15 protein-coding genes are annotated in these 17,251 nt (G+C 49.7%); 6 read left to right on the forward strand and 9 right to left on the reverse strand.

Annotated elements, in window-relative coordinates:
* Positions 1 to 255 precede the first annotated feature (255 nt).
* The 9 genes from ACQY6Q_RS04300 to ACQY6Q_RS04340 form a co-directional block, all read right to left on the reverse strand.
* On the reverse strand, positions 256 to 861 hold the full coding sequence (locus ACQY6Q_RS04300; protein WP_427978278.1) for a LysE family translocator: 606 nt from the start codon (positions 859 to 861) through the stop codon (positions 256 to 258).
* 55 nt (positions 862 to 916) lie between these two features.
* Positions 917 to 1,612, reverse strand: coding sequence for a DUF4336 domain-containing protein (locus ACQY6Q_RS04305; RefSeq protein WP_427978281.1), 696 nt, complete (start codon positions 1,610 to 1,612; stop codon positions 917 to 919).
* Between the two features lie 96 nt (positions 1,613 to 1,708).
* Complete coding sequence (locus tag ACQY6Q_RS04310) at positions 1,709 to 2,383, reverse strand: 2OG-Fe(II) oxygenase (RefSeq protein ID WP_427978284.1); 675 nt, start codon at positions 2,381 to 2,383, stop codon at positions 1,709 to 1,711.
* A gap of 441 nt (positions 2,384 to 2,824) precedes the next feature.
* Positions 2,825 to 4,054 carry a tetratricopeptide repeat protein gene (locus ACQY6Q_RS04315; RefSeq protein ID WP_427978287.1) on the reverse strand — a complete coding sequence of 410 codons (1,230 nt, stop codon included), beginning with the start codon at positions 4,052 to 4,054 and terminating at the stop codon, positions 2,825 to 2,827.
* Positions 4,055 to 4,063: 9 nt separating this feature from the next.
* Positions 4,064 to 4,711: a TonB family protein gene (locus tag ACQY6Q_RS04320; RefSeq protein ID WP_427978289.1), complete on the reverse strand. Its 648-nt coding sequence runs from the start codon at positions 4,709 to 4,711 to the stop codon at positions 4,064 to 4,066.
* The gene (locus ACQY6Q_RS04325) at positions 4,711 to 5,121 is read right to left on the reverse strand and encodes an ExbD/TolR family protein (RefSeq protein WP_055732487.1); all 411 of its coding nucleotides are present in this window, start codon (positions 5,119 to 5,121) and stop codon (positions 4,711 to 4,713) included. Before ACQY6Q_RS04325 ends, ACQY6Q_RS04320 begins: the two co-directional genes overlap by 1 nt.
* An 11-nt stretch (positions 5,122 to 5,132) precedes the next feature.
* Entirely contained in the window at positions 5,133 to 5,672 is a 540-nt protein-coding gene (locus ACQY6Q_RS04330; RefSeq protein WP_055732488.1) for a MotA/TolQ/ExbB proton channel family protein, read from the reverse strand.
* Positions 5,662 to 7,014 carry a MotA/TolQ/ExbB proton channel family protein gene (locus ACQY6Q_RS04335; RefSeq protein ID WP_427978292.1) on the reverse strand — a complete coding sequence of 451 codons (1,353 nt, stop codon included), beginning with the start codon at positions 7,012 to 7,014 and terminating at the stop codon, positions 5,662 to 5,664. Before ACQY6Q_RS04335 ends, ACQY6Q_RS04330 begins: the two co-directional genes overlap by 11 nt.
* Complete coding sequence (locus tag ACQY6Q_RS04340; RefSeq protein ID WP_427978294.1) at positions 7,014 to 7,814, reverse strand: DUF3450 domain-containing protein; 801 nt, start codon at positions 7,812 to 7,814, stop codon at positions 7,014 to 7,016. Before ACQY6Q_RS04340 ends, ACQY6Q_RS04335 begins: the two co-directional genes overlap by 1 nt.
* Positions 7,815 to 8,096: 282 nt before the next feature.
* Between ACQY6Q_RS04340 and ACQY6Q_RS04345 the strand changes: the two genes are divergently transcribed.
* The 6 genes from ACQY6Q_RS04345 to ACQY6Q_RS04370 form a co-directional block, all read left to right on the forward strand.
* Positions 8,097 to 10,178: a TonB-dependent siderophore receptor gene (locus tag ACQY6Q_RS04345; protein WP_427978296.1), complete on the forward strand. Its 2,082-nt coding sequence runs from the start codon at positions 8,097 to 8,099 to the stop codon at positions 10,176 to 10,178.
* A 38-nt stretch (positions 10,179 to 10,216) separates the two neighbouring features.
* A complete protein-coding gene (locus ACQY6Q_RS04350; protein WP_427978299.1) occupies positions 10,217 to 11,029 on the forward strand; it encodes a siderophore ferric iron reductase in 813 nt (270 codons plus the stop codon).
* A complete protein-coding gene (locus ACQY6Q_RS04355; protein ID WP_427978301.1) occupies positions 11,023 to 11,796 on the forward strand; it encodes an ABC transporter ATP-binding protein in 774 nt (257 codons plus the stop codon). The genes ACQY6Q_RS04350 and ACQY6Q_RS04355 overlap by 7 nt, the downstream gene beginning before the upstream one ends.
* A gap of 8 nt (positions 11,797 to 11,804) precedes the next feature.
* The gene (locus tag ACQY6Q_RS04360; RefSeq protein WP_427978303.1) at positions 11,805 to 12,740 is read left to right on the forward strand and encodes an iron-siderophore ABC transporter substrate-binding protein; all 936 of its coding nucleotides are present in this window, start codon (positions 11,805 to 11,807) and stop codon (positions 12,738 to 12,740) included.
* Positions 12,733 to 14,724, forward strand: coding sequence for a Fe(3+)-hydroxamate ABC transporter permease FhuB (gene fhuB / locus ACQY6Q_RS04365; protein WP_427978305.1), 1,992 nt, complete (start codon positions 12,733 to 12,735; stop codon positions 14,722 to 14,724). The genes ACQY6Q_RS04360 and fhuB overlap by 8 nt, the downstream gene beginning before the upstream one ends.
* A 380-nt stretch (positions 14,725 to 15,104) precedes the next feature.
* Positions 15,105 to 17,251: TonB-dependent hemoglobin/transferrin/lactoferrin family receptor (locus tag ACQY6Q_RS04370; protein ID WP_427978308.1), on the forward strand; the 2,147-nt coding region annotated here is incomplete at its 3' end.

Below are 17,251 nucleotides of genomic sequence, written 5' to 3' on the forward strand. Positions count from 1 at the left end.
CCCATCATCTTCGCCGAGTAGCGCAAATGAGCAAGGGGAGAAGTTGAAGTCTGTTTGAGCGTAGTGTTTACTTCAACGCCCTTGTGAGTGCGCAACGGAGGATCTAAGAAGATGCAGGGCGAGCTTTCTTTTTGCTTCGTTATTCTTTGCTCGCCAAAGAAAAATGACGTCGCCGTAGGCGATAGCTTTTACCCCGTGGCTAATTCAATGAGGATAAAACGAGTGAGCACTCTCAGGTAAAGCGGTTCAATTAAACTACAACTGAAATATTTCAGCCATCACCGGTAACACCGACACCACCAATAGCCCGGCCATGCTGAAGTTGAAATACTTACGTCGTGTTGGGCTGTTTAATACCGTCTGCAACACCGAGCCAAAAGCCAACCACAAACCCACACAAGGGAAAGACACCAACAAGAAAGTGCTGGCAATTAACAGGTTTTGACTAAGGAAATGACTATCAACCGTTGTGAACGCTGCGATCGCACCGGTGGCCACAACCCAAGCCTTACCATTCACCCACTGAAATAAAGCCCCCTTCATAAACGAAAAAGGAGCGGCTTGTTGGTTGGCGCTAAGCTCACCCGCCGATTTCGCAATCAAATAGGCCAAATACAGCAGGTACAACACCCCTGTACACTTGATGATCAGGTGCAATTGCGGAAATAGCTCAAATAACTGGGAAAAACCAAAACCCACCAACAACAGCATTACGGCAAAACCGACACAAATCCCAGTCAACAGCGGTAAACTACGTTTTACCCCAAAATTAAGCCCCGAGCTCATCAGCATGATGTTATTTGGCCCCGGCGTCACCGACGACGATACCGCAAACAACATCACTGCATATAAGTAATCCATATCACCATCCTTGTATCATCTAATACAGCCAATATGGGGCCAAGCCAGAGTCGCTTCAAGCGTGTTTGTTGAGCCAGCTAAAAGAGCGGCTTAAAAACGCCACCGCATCTTGCTCAATGACTAAACCATGTGCCATCACTACTTTTTGCGGCTGCCACGCCAACATTTGTGTAAAGTGCTTAGCCGCTTCGGCCTTATGAAAGAAAAAACTTAAGCGCCAATCCAAAGGGGTTTTACCATTGGGCGCCACAATCCCCACCAGCTTAGCCACACTGCGCTGCCAAAAATTAAAATGACTAGGAGCAAAATTTTCCACTAGGTCGGTAAGTACTAAGGTCGCCGAAGGTCGATGGAAAAATACACACTCCTGCATCAAGGCAGAGCCTGAGAATAACAGCTGGTCTATCTGCTCGGCCCATGGCCAATCTTGCGCTGTATTTAATGAAGCAGTAAAACGAATGTCACTGCGTTTTTTAATCAGCTCATCCGTACCATAGGCTTGCGCCTTAGGGTAGGCCTTCAGCCAATCGCCTATAAATAGATGATGTAAGTGATTGGGTGCGATCAGGTAGCTAAGCTCGCCTAAATTGGCGAGTTCTGCGCGAATCGAATCATTTAATTCAATCGGGCTGTGCACCCACAGCTTGTCATTAGCGAGGCGCACTACCGTCATGCGCGTGGAAAATGGCAACCCAAGAAAAGGTACGCTCGGCCCTTCTTCTATCCAAATATCGGCGGCTAATTGCTGCATTCAGCCCTCCCTATATAAGCTTTATCCGCTACTGGCTAAACCTTTACAGTTTTGCCCTAGCAAAGCAAACTAAACACCGATAATTTGGCGCAGCCACTAACGAGGTGGGTCAATCTTATTGTCGATGGAACAATTGACTCTAAACCAGCCAGCCACTGAATAACGATCGCGACTGGCGGGTAAGACTTCGTGGGGAAATTCCTCACTTAGAAACACCACCACTGTGCCATATAAAGGCACTACCTTTAGCCCCTCTCTATCTTGCTCGTCTCGATATAACACCAACTCGCCGCCATCGCTGGCCGACCAATTTGGATTCAAATAACACACCACCGACAATACCCGATTAGCCTCACCACGAAAGGCGTCATAATGGCGTTTGTAATAGGCACCGGGCGCATAATGCGCATAATGGCTTTCAAAGGAAAACAAGCCTAAGAACAGCCGCTGGTTTAAAAAGCGCTGTAAGCGTGACGTCCACGAAAGCCAAGTTTGCCCCGCTTCTGAGGCCTCACTTATCCAGCAAATTTCATCGGTTCTCACAAACTCGGTCTTTACAAAGTCATCACCTCGGCCAATGCCCGCCTCAACATAATGTGCATTATGTAAACTTTGCTGCTCGGTGAACAAGGCATCGCTAATGTCATTAGGTAAAGCCGCAACCCGAATACTGTAGCCCTGGTGGTATAAATCCTCGGCTATCAAGCTAAAGAGGGTTTCGTCGTTGTTATTTCCGCCTTTCGACGTAGGCAGTTCTACTAATGCGCCCAATATAAATTCCAGCTATTAATCAACACTATTAACCAGCTCCATGCCTCGCTAACCGCAAACCATTGAGCAAACCGTAAAGCATCATCTTAATCAGTGGTCGCTAAGCTCTCTCAAGGCTAGCCTTGCAGTTTGGCGAAGGTGACTGATGCCCTTAAGCCACGCTCAATAAGAAAGGAAGAAGAGCAAGCGCAGCTAAAGACCCACTAGGTAAGTGAGGCGAGTGTAGTACGAATAGCGGCCTTGGCAAAGTCAATTTTGTAGCAAATTTATCTGCCAATACTTGGCCAAGTTTACTTGGGCAAAACAAGCCCTGATGGAGTGATGAGCACGCCGTTTAACCTGCGCGCTTTTCATAGAACAGCCGAAGAAGAACCAAGCAATCAACGCCGTCTAGCAAAGGTGAAGGCCAGCATGAAAGAAATAGCCACTAAAGCCGATGGCCTAAGATGCCACCTGCTTTAGGTAGTTTAACCACACTTCGGTTTCGTTTTGTAAGCGACTATCTTGCTGGGCTTTTACAAGCAGTTGGCGAGCCTGTTGGTAGTTACTTAGATGCACATTGGCCACCGCTAGCATTAGCCATAATTTAGGTTCTACCTCGGTTTGCTGCTCCACCAGCCTAGCTAAGATCTGCGCCGCCTTAGCCCATTGCTGCTGTTGCAATAGCAGCTGAGCATATTGGCGCAGGTTACTGTCACTAGGCTCTATCTCGATTAATTTAGCCAAGGCTTCGCCAGCCTGCTGCTGTTGCTTGGCCAACAACCAAGCTTGGCTTAGCAAGCGTTGATTAGCCTTGTTTCGCGGCAGCTGATTTTGTTCTAGCGCTTGCTCAACGATGCTGGCGGCAAAAAAGGCATTACCCTCGCGCAGCAACAATTGGCTAAGCAAAGTGTAGTGTTCTGGTTTGGTGAATAAGCCCTGTTGATAGGCAAGGCGCATGCTAGCTAAAGCGCTACGCTGTTGTTTGGCGCGCAGCATTAAGGCGCTAAGCTGATACCAATGCTGCATTTGCTGTGGCTCTGCAGCCAGCAGCTGCTTTTGCCAAACAATGGCTTGCGGCCAGTCTTCTAGTTGAGAACGGCTCACCATTGCCATTTTATACCAGTTGAGCGGAACGGCTGCCGTTTGCATGCTTATTGCTCGCTCTATCGCCTTAGCGCCCGATTGCCAGCTCTCTAATTGTAAATAGGCCTGTGCCAAAAGGTGGTAATGACTGGCTTGCTGCTGGCTGGCATCAGTGGTGTTTAGCCACTGCTGCAACAAGCTAATACCCTGTTGCCAGTGGGCTAGACTCATGTTTAGCTGCGCCCGTAGCAGCAATAACTGTTGCGCCTGTTGTGCCTCAACATGGCCAGATGCCACGGCTTGCTCATAGTAATTTAGCGCCTCTTGGTAGCGTTGTTGCTCCAGCAACAACTGACCGAGCTTGAGTTGCGTCAAGGCCAAAGCATAACTGGCTTTAGTCTGCTCGTTTAAACGGCCCAGTAGCTCAACGAGCAGCTTTTCTGCCTGCGGATATTGCTGGCGTTCACGCAGCTCGGCGGCCTGACTAAGTTGCTGATATTGATAGGGGCTTAATTGCGGCCCGGCGGCCATAACCTTAGGAGCGCCTGCACCAGCGAGCATAACCAGCATCAGCAGCCAAGTTTTAGAACATCGTTTAATCAACATCTTGCCCTCCTATTCTGCCAACTTAAATTCTAAGGTTTGTAAGGCCTTAAAGCCGACGTTTTGGCCGTTCTCGGTTTTGGGCTGAAAAGTCCAACGGTAGAGCGCCCGCTTCACCGCCAAATCAAATACCCCTTTAGGATCTGATTCCAGCACTTCAATAGTGCCTGCGACCACGCTGCCATTAGGCGCAACTTGAAAGCTCACGGTAACAGAGCCCTCAATCTTGCGGCGCATCGCCGCGCGCGGATAACTAGGCGCGAACTTAGATAAGGCCACCGGATTACGCTCGATGGACACTTCCACCGGCCCTGGCGGGGCAAAATCGGCCAAGCCCGCCACCATGTTTATCGCCACCGGAGAGCTTTCTATTTGCGGTAGCGTTAAATCAATATTGGGCAGGCTTGAACTGGTTTTTGGCTCACTGCTGAGTTGCGGCAGAGCCAAGGGCTTGGCTATTTCTGGCTCTGGCGGCTTCTCTCGCTCTCGGGTACGCAGCTCTACATCACTGTCTTGCAACTGCACTAAAAAGGGATTTAAGCGCACTTCATTACTGGGCTTAGGCAAACTTTGGCCCAGCCCAGCTAACTGAGCTAGCCCCCAGAAAAAGCTCAGTGCTGCTAGCAAGCCCAAGGGCGACAACATCATTAAACGCAGCACTACTGTTCTCCTGCGCGCGTTGCCACCGAATACGGCACATTTGCCAAGCGTAACTGATCCAACAACTTCACCAACTGACCAGTACTGGATTCTTCGTCGGCTTGTACCACCACGGCTAAGTCGGCCTGCTCGGTCTTAAGCCGCTCTAAACTTGGCCGCACCATACGAATATCGGTTAACTGACGATCTAACCAAATGTCACCACTGGCCGACAGCGCCACCATCACCGCCCCTTGGCTTTGTTCACTACTGGTTTGCGCTTCAGGGCGCTGTACCTCTATCCCCGCTTCTCGAACGAATGAAGTGGATACGATGAAGAAAATCAACATGATAAATACGATGTCCAACATCGGCGTCATGTCGATTTGGGCTTCCTCGTCTTGCTGAGCAAATATTCTGCTTTGTCGCATAATGTCTAACCTTAGGCCTTAGTCAAAGTGGCTCGACCACTTTGAATACGAGTATAAGAGGCCTCTAAATGGGCACGCTGGCGAATCGCCCAACGCGCCAAATGAGTATGAAAAATCAAACCAAATACCGCCACCGCCATACCCGCCATGGTTGGCAAGGTGGCCTTGGCGATGCCCGCCGCCATTAAACGTGGATTACCGGTGCCATTTATAGCGAGGCTATCAAACACCTCAATCATGCCGGTGACGGTGCCCAATAAACCAATTAAGGGACACAATGAAATCAACACTTTGATAAACGACAGGTGCTGCTTTAGCTGCAAGTCAATGTCGCAGTAATGACTTTGCCAACGATAGACCTGAACATAAGCCGCGGCCTGTTGTATAAACTGCCGATGCAAAGCAGGAAACGTCACCATGCGAAACCAATAGCGCTCTAGCAACAGTGTGATTAACAGAGCGCTCAGCACTAAAATAGCGCCAAGCACCCAGCCACCCGAGTTTAAAAACTCACGTAATAATGTGCCGGCTTGTGACCAATCAAGCAGCATCTTTAAAGTCCTGCCGTTGCTCTCTGCGATCGGCTAATAAAGCCGTGCTCTTTTGCTGCAGAATTTGCAAAATTCGTCGGGTACGGGTGCTTAACAGGTTGTGACTAAACAATAAGGGGATCGCCACAATCAAGCCCACTACGGTGGTAATCAACGCTTGCGAGATCCCCCCGGCCATCAGCTTCGGATCGCTAGTGCCAAACAGGGTTATGCTTTGGAAGGTGCCAATCATTCCGGTTACCGTGCCCAATAAGCCCAGCAGCGGCGCTACCGCAGCAAACAGCTTAATTAAACTTTGGCCACGCTCTAAACCGGGCATTTCTTCAAGAATCGCTTCCTCAATACGCAAACTTAAATCATCTACCGCTAAATCACTGTGCTGCGCTTTAGTTAATACTCGGCCCAGTGGATTATTGGTATTTAACTGGCCTATGTTGGCCAACTGGCGTTTAACTTTGAGCTCGTTTAGCCACAGCGCGACAATTCGCCACAAGGCCATTAACAAACCAATCGCGCCCAAACCAAGAATAATATAAGCCACTACCCCACCTTGTTTGAGGCGAGCCAGTAAGTCGGGGGTTTGCTCTAACATCGCCAATAACTGGCCGCGGGTCACATCCACCAGCAGAGCAGCGGGCTGTTGGCTATTAACAAAAGCCTTGGCCTGAGACACCGCGCTAGCGCTGGGTTGGCGAGGCAGAACTTGCACTTGATTTAATTGGCTTTGCCAACGCAGAAACTGCCCCTCTTGGTCAATCAGTTGAAAGTTACCCAGGCGCAGTAGCGAACGGCTTTGGCTTTGCCCGCTTGGGCTCACCACTTCGCGTTGAAAACGCACCGTTTTACCTGATTCGCTCAGTTCATGATGCAAGGTCACCCACAGCGCCTTAAATTCCTCTAGGCTGGGAATACGAGCTTGATCGGCAAAGGCTAAACGCTGCTCGCGCTGTGGAAATTGCGCACTAACTAAAGAATCTTTCAAGGCTCCCTGGGCCTCACTGGCCTGCTGCTTAATTACCCCAAATACTTCACCTAACTGGCCAGTGCGCTGAGTTAACAGCTGCTGCTGTTCTGTTAAGCGCTGTTCATTATTGTCGAAGCTGGCCTTTAGCTGTTGTTGACGTTGCTCGGCGGCGGCTAAGCGCTGCTGGCTTTGTTTTAATAGGGCCTGTTGCTGGGCTAAGTTTTGTTTAAACTCATTCAAGCGCTGTTGGTTGATTTGGCTATCATGACCACTGATATCCTGCGCTACTTTATCCCAGCTGCGACTAGTGATTTCACTCTGTTGGGCATAGCTACTAAGACTAAAAACAACACAAAGAATAGTAATGGCTGCGCGCATTATTGAGCCTCCACGGCGGGATTAACAGGAAGAGTTAACAACTGAGGAATCGCTTGCTGCCAAGCCACTTGCATAGCGCTGCGTAAGCTCTGGTTATAACTAGCATCAAGTGCTTGCCAACGCTGCGCCTGAGCGTCCCACAGGGCACTGTGTTTAGTATCAAGGGTTTGGCAATACAAGGCACTACGACCTAAACGGAAAAAGTTTAACTGTAAGGACTCACCTGCATTGCGGGTGTCCACAAAGGGCAGTTGCGCGGCAGGCAATTGCGCTTGGTAGGCTTCAATAGTACGGCCGTATTCAATTTCGATTTGATAGGCCTCTAAGACTTGGCGATACTTTTCTGCCAAGCTCACATCGGCGCGCTGTAAATTGGCATGCAAGTTATTGATGCGCCGAGCACGTTCCTTAGCTAAAAACGGTAGGTCGTGTTCAATAAACTGACTCAGGGCCTGCAACATATCCACCAGCAAAGGCAAGGCCGCCTGCTCGGTGGCGGCTAGCGAGTCTAATTGCAGCGCTAAATCGGCCAACTCCTGCTGTTGCGAGTTCACCATTAAGGCTAGCTGTTTATTGTAGGCTTCTAGCAAATCGGCTTGTTGTTGGTTTTGCTGATAGCTCAGCATAGCCACTTGGCTTTGCTCGTCGAGTTGATCGATTTGCTGTTGACTGTGTTTATTGTTCTGGTGGGTCTTTATCGTGGTAGCCAGGCTGTTATCCAGCCCACTCGCCAGCAGTGAACTGCTCAACAGCAAACTACTCACTGCTGCAAGGTGCTGTAAAAACTTGAAAATCTTCATTGTATTACCATAAATGTATTTACATAGTGGGCTTAGCTGCGAGCCTAACAAGGCAAAAACTCACACCACCCTCTAGCCAAGTGTTGAACTGGGCCTTTGTTTTATTCAATTCCGCCCTTAATGGGCATCCCCTTAATATTTAACAACAAAATCTTCACATTAAACCCTAAAATTTAATACAAATAAGAATTGTTATCATTTGTATTTGATAATATCATACCGCCCATCAATTTAAAGAAAAAACTCCATGTAATGATTAGAAAACAGGAACGCTTAATAACAATGAAACGGACTCAACTAGCGATATTGATTACTGCGCTTGTCAGCCAAAGCGCCCTTGCTGAACAGCAAGAAGCATCACTTGAAGTGGGCGAAACAATGACCGTAGTGGCACAGCAAGGCATTGCCAATTCCACCACCACGGGAAGTAAAATGGATGTGCCGATCAAAGAGCTGCCCTTTTCTGTCGCGGTGGTCGATCAACAATTCATCCAAGACACTGGAGTGAAGAACATCCAAGATGCCTTGTTATATACCTCTGGTGTATATGCCGGCACCTTTGGCTTAGACTCGCGCGGAGACTGGACTAAGATTCGCGGAGTGGCCCCCACCCAGTATTTGGATGGAATGAAAACCAACTTCGGCAACTACAATAATACTCGCCCCGATCCTTTTAGCTTAGAGCGCATAGAAGTATTAAAAGGCCCCTCTTCAGTACTCTACGGTCAAGGCTCTACCGGCGGCACGATTAACTTGGTATCCAAGCTACCTCAGCAACAAGCGGCTCACCAACTATGGTTGCAAGGCGGCTCTCATCAGCGTAAGCAGGTGGCTATTGACTCAACAGGCCCCATCGCTAACAGCAAGCTGCTTTACCGCATTGTGGGTTTAGCCCGTAAGGCCGATACTCAGGTAGAACATACCGAAGATAATCGCTACCTGATTAACCCCTCGTTAACTTGGATGATCAGCCCTGAGACCAACCTGACATTGCTGGCCAACTTGCAAAAAGATGAAACCGGCACAGTATTGCAATTTGTGCCTGCCGAAGGCAGCTTATACGCAGGTCCCAATGGCCAATACATTGCCAGAAGCACCTTTTTAAGTGAGCCCGGCTGGGATGGTTACGACACCGAACAAACCTCATTTAGTGCGTTATTTGATCACCGTTTTAATGCGATTTGGTCGTTAGCCGCAAACGCCCGTTATACCGATAGCGAATCAGATTACCGCTCGATGTGGTCACTGCCAACGGGAGCGACTAATCCCGATGGCACGCCAATTTACTACTTGCCAGATGGCAGCATTAACCGTGCGGCTTACCACAAACAAGGCCAAAGTAAGGTATTTAATGCCGATGTTCGTGCCACCGCTAACTTCCTCACAGGCAATGTAGAACACGCCCTATTAATGGGAATAGATGCCCAACAAGCGAAAACCCGCGATGATGTTTGGTATGGCAGCGGCGGTACGATTAACCCTTACGCGCCAGTGTACGGCAATGTGCCTAGCGGCTACACCATTAGCCCCGGCGCTGAGAATACTAATTCACAACTGGGCCTGTATGTCAGTGACCAAATCACGTTGCAGCGGGCTTCAATTAATGCCGGCCTACGTTATGACAGTACCAAAACTGAAACCGAAGGCTCGTCTATTAGCCCTAGCGACCAAGCCTTTTCCGGCCGCCTAGGCGCGATGTACCATTTCGATAGCGGCGTTTCGCCCTATTTAAGCTACTCACAATCCTTCGAGCCTCAAGGCACGGTTAACGATGCCAATAGCGGCCAAACCCTGTACTTAGATCCGCTACGCGGCGAACAGTATGAACTGGGGTTGAAATATCAACCCGAAGGACAAGATCTACTGGCCACCTTAGCCGTATACGACATTGCCCAAAGCAACCGTGCGCAAGCCGACCCCAACGGCGGGATCCGCAGCTTAGCCGAAGTCAGTATTCGTGGGGCCGAGTTTGAAGTAAATAAACAATGGCAACAGTTTGAGCTATTGGCTAGCTACACCTATCAGCAGACCGAGGATAAACAAAACGGCCATCGCTTGGCGTATATTCCCGACCAATTGGCATCTGCTTGGGCAAGCTATCGCTTTAGCGACCGCTTAGAAGGACTGCGAATTGGCTTAGGTAGCCGCTATGTTGGCGATACCACCGATGGCAGCGACCTATACTCGGTACCGGCTTATACGGTATTTGATGCCATGGTGGCCTACCAAACCGGTCAATGGGAACTGAGTGCCGACGCCAAGAACCTATTTGATAAAAACTACGTCGCCTACTGTTCAAGCTCTGGTACTTGTGGTTATGGGGAAGGCTTATATGTTACCGCCAATGCACGCTACAACTTTTAAGTTATGCGCCGCTAAGCGGAACCGCAACAAGGAGAGTTATGCCAAAGCCGCTTGAGACCAACAGCGACTTGCTTAGCCAACAATTGCTCGCTGCTTGCAAAAGCAGCGAGCCTTTTGCCGTGCTCGCCTCGGCAGTTCACCCGGCACTAAGCGATATAAGTGACAAGCCCGCAGCAGCAGAGATCAGCTTAGCTGATAGCAGCCAAGGGCTTGAGCGCTTATATCGATTTTGGCAACGGCAACAGCCTAAGGCAGGCGAGCGTTATTGGGTGACCCGAACTTGGACCATGCTTAGCTGGCAAGCAGTCAGCTTGAGCTTAATTGGCGTATATGCTGCGCAGCGTAGCCTCGATTTTAGCCAATTGGTGCAAGGCTTTAACCCTCAAACCGGGGTGGTGAGTGGTTACAAAAACCTACACTTAAGCGCGTTACAGCAAAGCCATGCGAAGACGCTGGCTAGCACTTGCCAGTCATTGAAACAGCTATTGGCAAGTTATTTTCAGCACTTACAAGGCTTAGCCACCCTGCGCGAGCCGGTAGCCATGCGCCTGGTAAAAGACCAACTGGCCCGTTTCATGCTGCTGCTAGCCGAACACCACTCAGCCATTAATGCTGAGTCGTTAAATCAGCTATTACAACCATGGTATCAACAACTCCAGCTCAGCAGTAAATCCCCGTTTTTCGAACTAGAACTGGGCCCGCAACGCAGTAAAACCTTGGCAAAACCCTCGGCCTGCTGTCAACACCACCTACGCCCAGATGGCGACTACTGTTTAGCATGTCCCAAATTAAACCGAACCGAGCAAGCCCAGCAGCTTGCTCTGCATCAACAAGAACTACAGCAATGTTAAGGCTACAAAATATTAGCGTGTGCCACCAGCACACTCCGGTTCTAGAAATAGACCAACTGAGCCTATCCGCTCAGCAAGTCACCGTCATTCTTGGCCATAATGGCTCGGGGAAGTCGACCCTAATGAAGTTGCTGGCACGCCAACAAGCGCCCACCAGCGGAACCATTACCCTTAATCAGCAAGCCTTAAGTGGTTTATCACAACGCCAATTAGCCCAACAACTGGCCTACTTACCACAGCGTTTACCCGACGTAGCGGGGCTAAGTGTTCGCGAGCTGGTAAGGCTGGGCCGCTTTCCCTGGCGTGGCACTCTAGGACGTTGGAAAAAACAAGATCAGCTCGCCATAGAGCAAGCCATGAACGATACCAATGTGAGCCATTATGCCCAACATCTAGCCGATCAACTCTCTGGAGGAGAGCGCCAGCGAGCGTGGATAGCCATGCTGTTGGCTCAACAAGCTCCGCTATTATTACTCGACGAGCCCACCTCGGCATTGGATTTGGCGCATCAATATGAGTTGATGACGCTACTAAGCCGACTCAATCAACAGCAGCAACGCGGCATTATTGTGATTTTGCATGACGTAAATCTCGCCTGCCGTTTTGCCGACCGCATTATCGCCCTGAAACAAGGCAAAATTTGCTTTGATGGCAGCGCCCAAGCCCTGCTTCAGCACGACACCCTAAAACAGGTCTATGGCTTAAATTTCGATTTAATTACTCAGCCTTGTCAATCTCTGCCAGTTGCCGCCGTGGCCGGCCTCTAAGGAACCCCATGAACTTACTACAAGCCCCCATCTACTGGAATACCATTAAAGCCTTGCTCATATTCAGCCTGCTAAAATCTAGTTTGGCTTGGTCGATAAACATTGAAGATGACCTAAAAGCTCATCATTTTGAGCAAACACCGACTCGTATCGTCGCACTAAATTGGTCAATGGCAGAAAACCTGATCGAGCTGGGGATCACCCCGGTGGGCATTGCCGATATGGCCGGCTACCAAAGCTGGGTGGTAAAACCAGCAATACCAGCCGGAGTCACCGATGTGGGCACTCGCTCCGAACCCAACCTTGAGATTATTCAAGAGCTTAAGCCCGATTTGATTTTGCTGAGTAGCATGCAGTTAGATATGCTGCCGCGCTTGAAAAACATTGCCCCTACCCTGTTTTACGACTCGTTTAATGCCAAGCAGGACAACTATCTTAAGTCACGCGAAATCTATCTCAGCTTGGCAACATTGCTGAATAAACAAGACTATGCCCAGCAACGTCTACAGCACTTAGAACAGCAGCTGGAGCAGTTAGCGGCTCAACTACAGCAGCACTTCTCTGGGCAACTTCCTGAAGTCACCACCATTCGTTTTAATAACCCCGCCACGGTGATTGTTTATGGTGATAATTCGATGTCGCAAGCTGCCGCTAAACGGCTCGGTTTAAACCCGGCATTGCCACAAAAAGCCTCACAATGGGGTATCACTCAGAAAAAGATCACCGATCTGGCCAAGATAAAAGACGGCATAGTGGTGAATATTGAGCCCTTTGTTTTTGCCGAGCAACTCAATAACTCACCACTGTGGCAGGCCATGCCTTTTGTTAAAAAAGGCCACTACACCACCATGCAATCGGCTTGGAGTTATGGCGGCGTACATTCGGTGCTCTATCTGGCCCAAGCTCTCACTACCAGCCTGTTAACCATAGAAAGTCATGATTAATCATAATGCCGCATCGCTAGCCCGCCGTTATGGGCTGGCTAGCATTGGTCTGCTATTAAGCATACTGCTGTATCTACAACTAGGTGAAGCGCCCACCTTGGCTAAGCAATTTAGCTTGCTCACTTATGGGCAAGCCGACGAGTTTGTAGAGGTACTGTTTTTACACGTGACCCTGCCGCGACTGTGCTTGGCTTTAATGGTAGGCGCGGTGCTTGGCTTAGTGGGCAGTTTGTTACAGCAGCTTACCCAAAATAGATTGTTATCGCCGATGACCCTGGGCGCATCTTCTGGCGCTTGGCTGGCTTTGGTTTGTCTTAGTGTTTGGTTACCCAGTGCCATTGGTAACTACGATCATTGGTTTGCCACGGCTGGGGCCATGCTAGCAACGGCTTTAGTGATAGTAATTGCCGGTCGCCAAGGTTTAGGTGGCTTACCGATTATTCTCTCGGGCTTAGCGATTAACCTGTTATTAGGGGCCATTGCTACCGCCATTGTGATGACCCATGATCAATACGCCAAAAACCTGTTTATTTGGGGCGCCGGAGATTTAAGCCAAACTGACTGGTCTTGGGTGCACTGGTTACTACCAAAACTATGGGTGGTTCCGGCGCTATTTATTCTCGCTCCGCGCCCTCTCACGCTACTACGACTAGGCGAACAAGGCGCAGCGGCACGCGGCTTAAGCCTACTGCCAACCATGATCATTTTACTTAGTTTGGGCATTTGGGCGCTGGCCTGTGCTATTACCGCGGTTGGCGTGATAGGGTTTATTGGCTTACTCGCCCCCAATATTGTGCGCAGCCTTGGAGCGAGAAGCGCCAGTGATCAGCTCGCCTTCAGTGCCCTGCTCGGTGCTTTATTATTACTCCTCACCGACATGCTGGCCTTGTTGGCGAGTAATTACAGCGCCAATATGATCCCCAGTGGTACTGCTGCCGCATTAATTGGCGCCCCCGCCTTAATTTGGTTTAGCCGCGGTAAGTTAGGTGCCAAAGATCAACAGAGCCTAGAGCTGCCCAAAGGCGCCAACACGCTAAGTAAAAGCCTGCCGTATTGGCTAGGGCTACTGCTACTGGTGATGTTATTTGTGGCCTTATTTGTTGCGCCATCACTGCACGGTTGGCAGCTCAAGCTGAACAATCCGATTACTTGGGAACTGCGCTGGCCACGAGTTTTCGCAGCGCTGGCAGGCGGAGCTGCCATGGCTATTGCCGGGGTAATATTGCAGCGCCTGATCCGCAACCCGTTGGCGAGCCCCGACATACTGGGCATGTCAGCAGGGGCCACATTTGCCTTGGTACTCACCACCCTATTTACCGGCGCCTCTATTTTTGAAGTGGGCTCACTGGTGGCTTTTTTGGGTAGCAGCGCTGTATTAGCACTGTTGTTAATACTGGGGCGAAAACACCAGTTCGCACCTTCTATGGTGGTGTTAATCGGTATTGCTTTAGCGGCACTAATAGACGCACTCGTTGCCTTTGCCATGGCCAAGGGCAGCGATGAGGTATACAGCATACTCGGCTGGTTATCCGGCACCACCTATCGAGTAGAGCCAGCCAAAGTCGTCCTATTATTGGTTGTGGTAACACTATTAGCGTCGATTAGCCTTGCACTGAATCGCTGGTTGACCCTGATTTCTGCCGGCGATGATATTGCACTCGCCCGCGGTCTCAACATCAATAAGGCGCGCCTAATACTACTGCTAGTCGTTGCGCTATTGTGTGCAGTGGTCACCGCAGTAATTGGGCCACTGGCATTTGTTGGCTTATTGGCACCGCATATGGCGGTAATGCTGGGCGCTCGCAAAGCAGCTCCGCAATTATTGGTAGCCTGCGCGCTTGGTGCCTTATTAATGCTGCTTTCTGATTGGTTGGGCCGAGTGATGTTATTTCCAATGCAAATGCCCGCTGGCACCATAGCCTCGGTATTAGGCGGCAGTTACTTCGTACTCATGTTAGTGCGCGGTTCCAAGCAAGGCCGCTAAAGCCCTTTAACCCACTTGCCACTTTGAAGCAGCTTCAAAGTGGCAAGTCGCGCCGCGACTCTGGTTAATTCATAAACCTAACCCTCTCCGCAACCGATGCTACGCGCACTCAACTCACCCACCAATAAGCACCACCATGAGCTTATTGCTCAGCTTAACTCCGAGCAGCCATAAAACGGGCTAAAGTAGACCAAGAGCCGTCTAGATCTCGCCCTAAAAGCTTATACAAAGCAAGTCCATCGGCTTCGCCGTTTTATTAACTGTATTATTATCAAGCAAAAACCAATAATCATTAAATACAAATGATTTTAATTCTCATTCGTATTGTATATAGTAAGGGCTTGTCGATATTTACAGGATAAGGATTAAGCCTGATTACCATGAAAATACTCAAGCGCACACTCATAGCCAACGCCGTCATGATTAGCCTCAGCCCTTTGGCCCATGCAGAAACTAACGCCACTCTATTTGACGAAGTAGTGGTATCAGCAACTCGAACCGAGCAAAGTATTAAAGATGTATCCGCTAGCGTTAGCGCGGTGCACGCCGAACAACTGGAACAGCAGCTAGCCGATAGCCTCAGTGAAGCGGTTCGTTATGAACCCGGTGTAACGGCCACCGGCCAAGGCCGCTACGGCACCAGCGGTTTCAACATTCGCGGCTTAGACGGTAACCGGATTAAGTTGATGGTAGACGGTATTGAGCAACCCACCGCCTATAACCCCGGTGGCGATGTGATGAACAAGGGACCAAATACCTATGAAGTTGATACTCTGAGCGCCATAGAAATCAACAAAGGCCCGGCTTCAAGCCTATACGGTAGTGACGCCCTAGGTGGCGCCATCTTGTTACGCACCAAGAACCCAGCCGATGTTTTGGACGAAGGCGATAGTGGCCATGTGGCAATTAAAGCCGGTTACGCCAGTGCTAACGAAGCTTACAAAACCACTTTAGAGCTAGCTAAACGCTACCAAGCTTGGGAAGCCCTAGCCATTTATACCTACCGAGATGGCAGCGAAACCAAGACCCATTCTTCTGGTGCCGACATTAATGGCCGTAGCCGTGGTCGTGCCAACCCCCTTGACTTTGACTCACACAACTTATTGGTGAAGCTGAATTACCAACTCAATAACGCCCATAAGTTTGGCTTGGTCGGCGAGCTGTTTAAGCGCGAGTCTGAGGTACAGATCTTAAGTAACGAAGGTTATACGGTGATGCCCGGTTTCACCTATACCAATGTGACAGGCGAAGACCAAGATGAACGCAGCCGCATTGGCTTTAACCATACCTGGACAGCCAACAACGCCGCCTTTGATCAGCTGTTCTGGCAACTTAGCCATCAACAAAGCCGTTCCGAGCATAACAGCCTAGACACTACGGGGATCTACGGCAGCCGTAACCGTGAACGTAATGGCGAGGACCAGTCTGTACAATTTGATATGCAGTTCGACAAATTGCTAGAGTTTAACCATGGCAGTCACGAACTAAGTTACGGCCTAAGCGCTATTAATAACGACTTTGAATTAGATTACCGTACTTATTACTATGATCGCGGTACCGTAGAAGCGGGCTCACCGGAGGTTCCCAAGGCCGAATCAGAGAAACGTGGCTTCTTTATTCAAGACCACATGTACCTAATGGATGAGCGTTTAGTGCTCACCGCGGGCCTGCGTTACGACGACTACACAGCCACGCCAGATGCCAGCAGCGGCTTTACCGAGCACTCTAGCGATGCACTGACCAAACGTTTGGGTGTGGTTTATCACTGGAATCAACAATTCAGCAGCTTCGCGCAATACAGTGAAGGCTTCAGAGCCCCTACCATTGACGAGCTTTATTATGCCTTTGACAACGCTGGCCACGGCTATGCCACCCTGTCTAACCCGGAGCTGAAGCCAGAAGAAAGCCAAAGCTACGAAATTGGTTTGCGAACCAATACTTCGTATTCCAGCATGGAGTTAGTCGGCTTCTTTAATGATTACACCAACTTTATTCAATCGGTGACCGACTATAGAGATCCCGCTTACCCAGCCGGTATTACCATTAATGAAAACATTGGTGAAGCCGAAATCTACGGCGTTGAATTTAAAGCTAAATACTGGTTAGACGAAGCCCTAGGCGCACCTAAAGGTAGCTACAGCCGCTTTAGCATGGCCTACGCCCAAGGTAAGAATAAACAAGATGGCAGTAGCTTAGATTCGGTAGCGCCGCTGACTGCAGTATGGGGATTGGGTTACGATCACCCCGAGCAACTGTGGGGCGGTGTGATCAATTTAACCATGGTTGCAGCGAAGAAAGCGGATGATTGGGCCAATCAAGACAATGCCCCAGCTCCTGGCCATGCTTTATTAGACCTAACCGCTTACTACCAGCCGCTACAGGATTTAACCCTACGTGCAGGCCTGTTTAATGCTCTGGACCAAAAATACTGGAGCTACACCGAATTGGACGGCCATGCCGCTGACGATTTGGGCTTAGACCGTTACAGCCAACCCGGAAGAAACTGGGGGGTGGATTTAGCTTATAA

The organism is Agarivorans sp., assembly GCF_050295395.1.
Classification (GTDB): domain Bacteria; phylum Pseudomonadota; class Gammaproteobacteria; order Enterobacterales; family Celerinatantimonadaceae; genus Agarivorans.

What these genes read in the sequence shown, in the direction of transcription:
- ACQY6Q_RS04315 (WP_427978287.1), bottom strand. Translation starts at nt 4,054, where the DNA reads ATGTTGATTAAACGATGTTCTAAAACTTGGCTGCTGATGCTGGTTATG.
- ACQY6Q_RS04325 (WP_055732487.1), bottom strand. Translation starts at nt 5,121, where the DNA reads ATGCGACAAAGCAGAATATTTGCTCAGCAAGACGAGGAAGCCCAAATC.
- ACQY6Q_RS04330 (WP_055732488.1), bottom strand. Translation starts at nt 5,672, where the DNA reads ATGCTGCTTGATTGGTCACAAGCCGGCACATTATTACGTGAGTTTTTA.
- ACQY6Q_RS04350 (WP_427978299.1), top strand. Translation starts at nt 10,217, where the DNA reads ATGCCAAAGCCGCTTGAGACCAACAGCGACTTGCTTAGCCAACAATTG.
- ACQY6Q_RS04305 (WP_427978281.1), bottom strand. Translation starts at nt 1,612, where the DNA reads ATGCAGCAATTAGCCGCCGATATTTGGATAGAAGAAGGGCCGAGCGTA.
- ACQY6Q_RS04340 (WP_427978294.1), bottom strand. Translation starts at nt 7,814, where the DNA reads ATGAAGATTTTCAAGTTTTTACAGCACCTTGCAGCAGTGAGTAGTTTG.
- ACQY6Q_RS04345 (WP_427978296.1), top strand. Translation starts at nt 8,097, where the DNA reads ATGAAACGGACTCAACTAGCGATATTGATTACTGCGCTTGTCAGCCAA.
- ACQY6Q_RS04300 (WP_427978278.1), bottom strand. Translation starts at nt 861, where the DNA reads ATGGATTACTTATATGCAGTGATGTTGTTTGCGGTATCGTCGTCGGTG.
- fhuB (WP_427978305.1), top strand. Translation starts at nt 12,733, where the DNA reads ATGATTAATCATAATGCCGCATCGCTAGCCCGCCGTTATGGGCTGGCT.
- ACQY6Q_RS04355 (WP_427978301.1), top strand. Translation starts at nt 11,023, where the DNA reads ATGTTAAGGCTACAAAATATTAGCGTGTGCCACCAGCACACTCCGGTT.
- ACQY6Q_RS04335 (WP_427978292.1), bottom strand. Translation starts at nt 7,014, where the DNA reads ATGCGCGCAGCCATTACTATTCTTTGTGTTGTTTTTAGTCTTAGTAGC.
- ACQY6Q_RS04360 (WP_427978303.1), top strand. Translation starts at nt 11,805, where the DNA reads ATGAACTTACTACAAGCCCCCATCTACTGGAATACCATTAAAGCCTTG.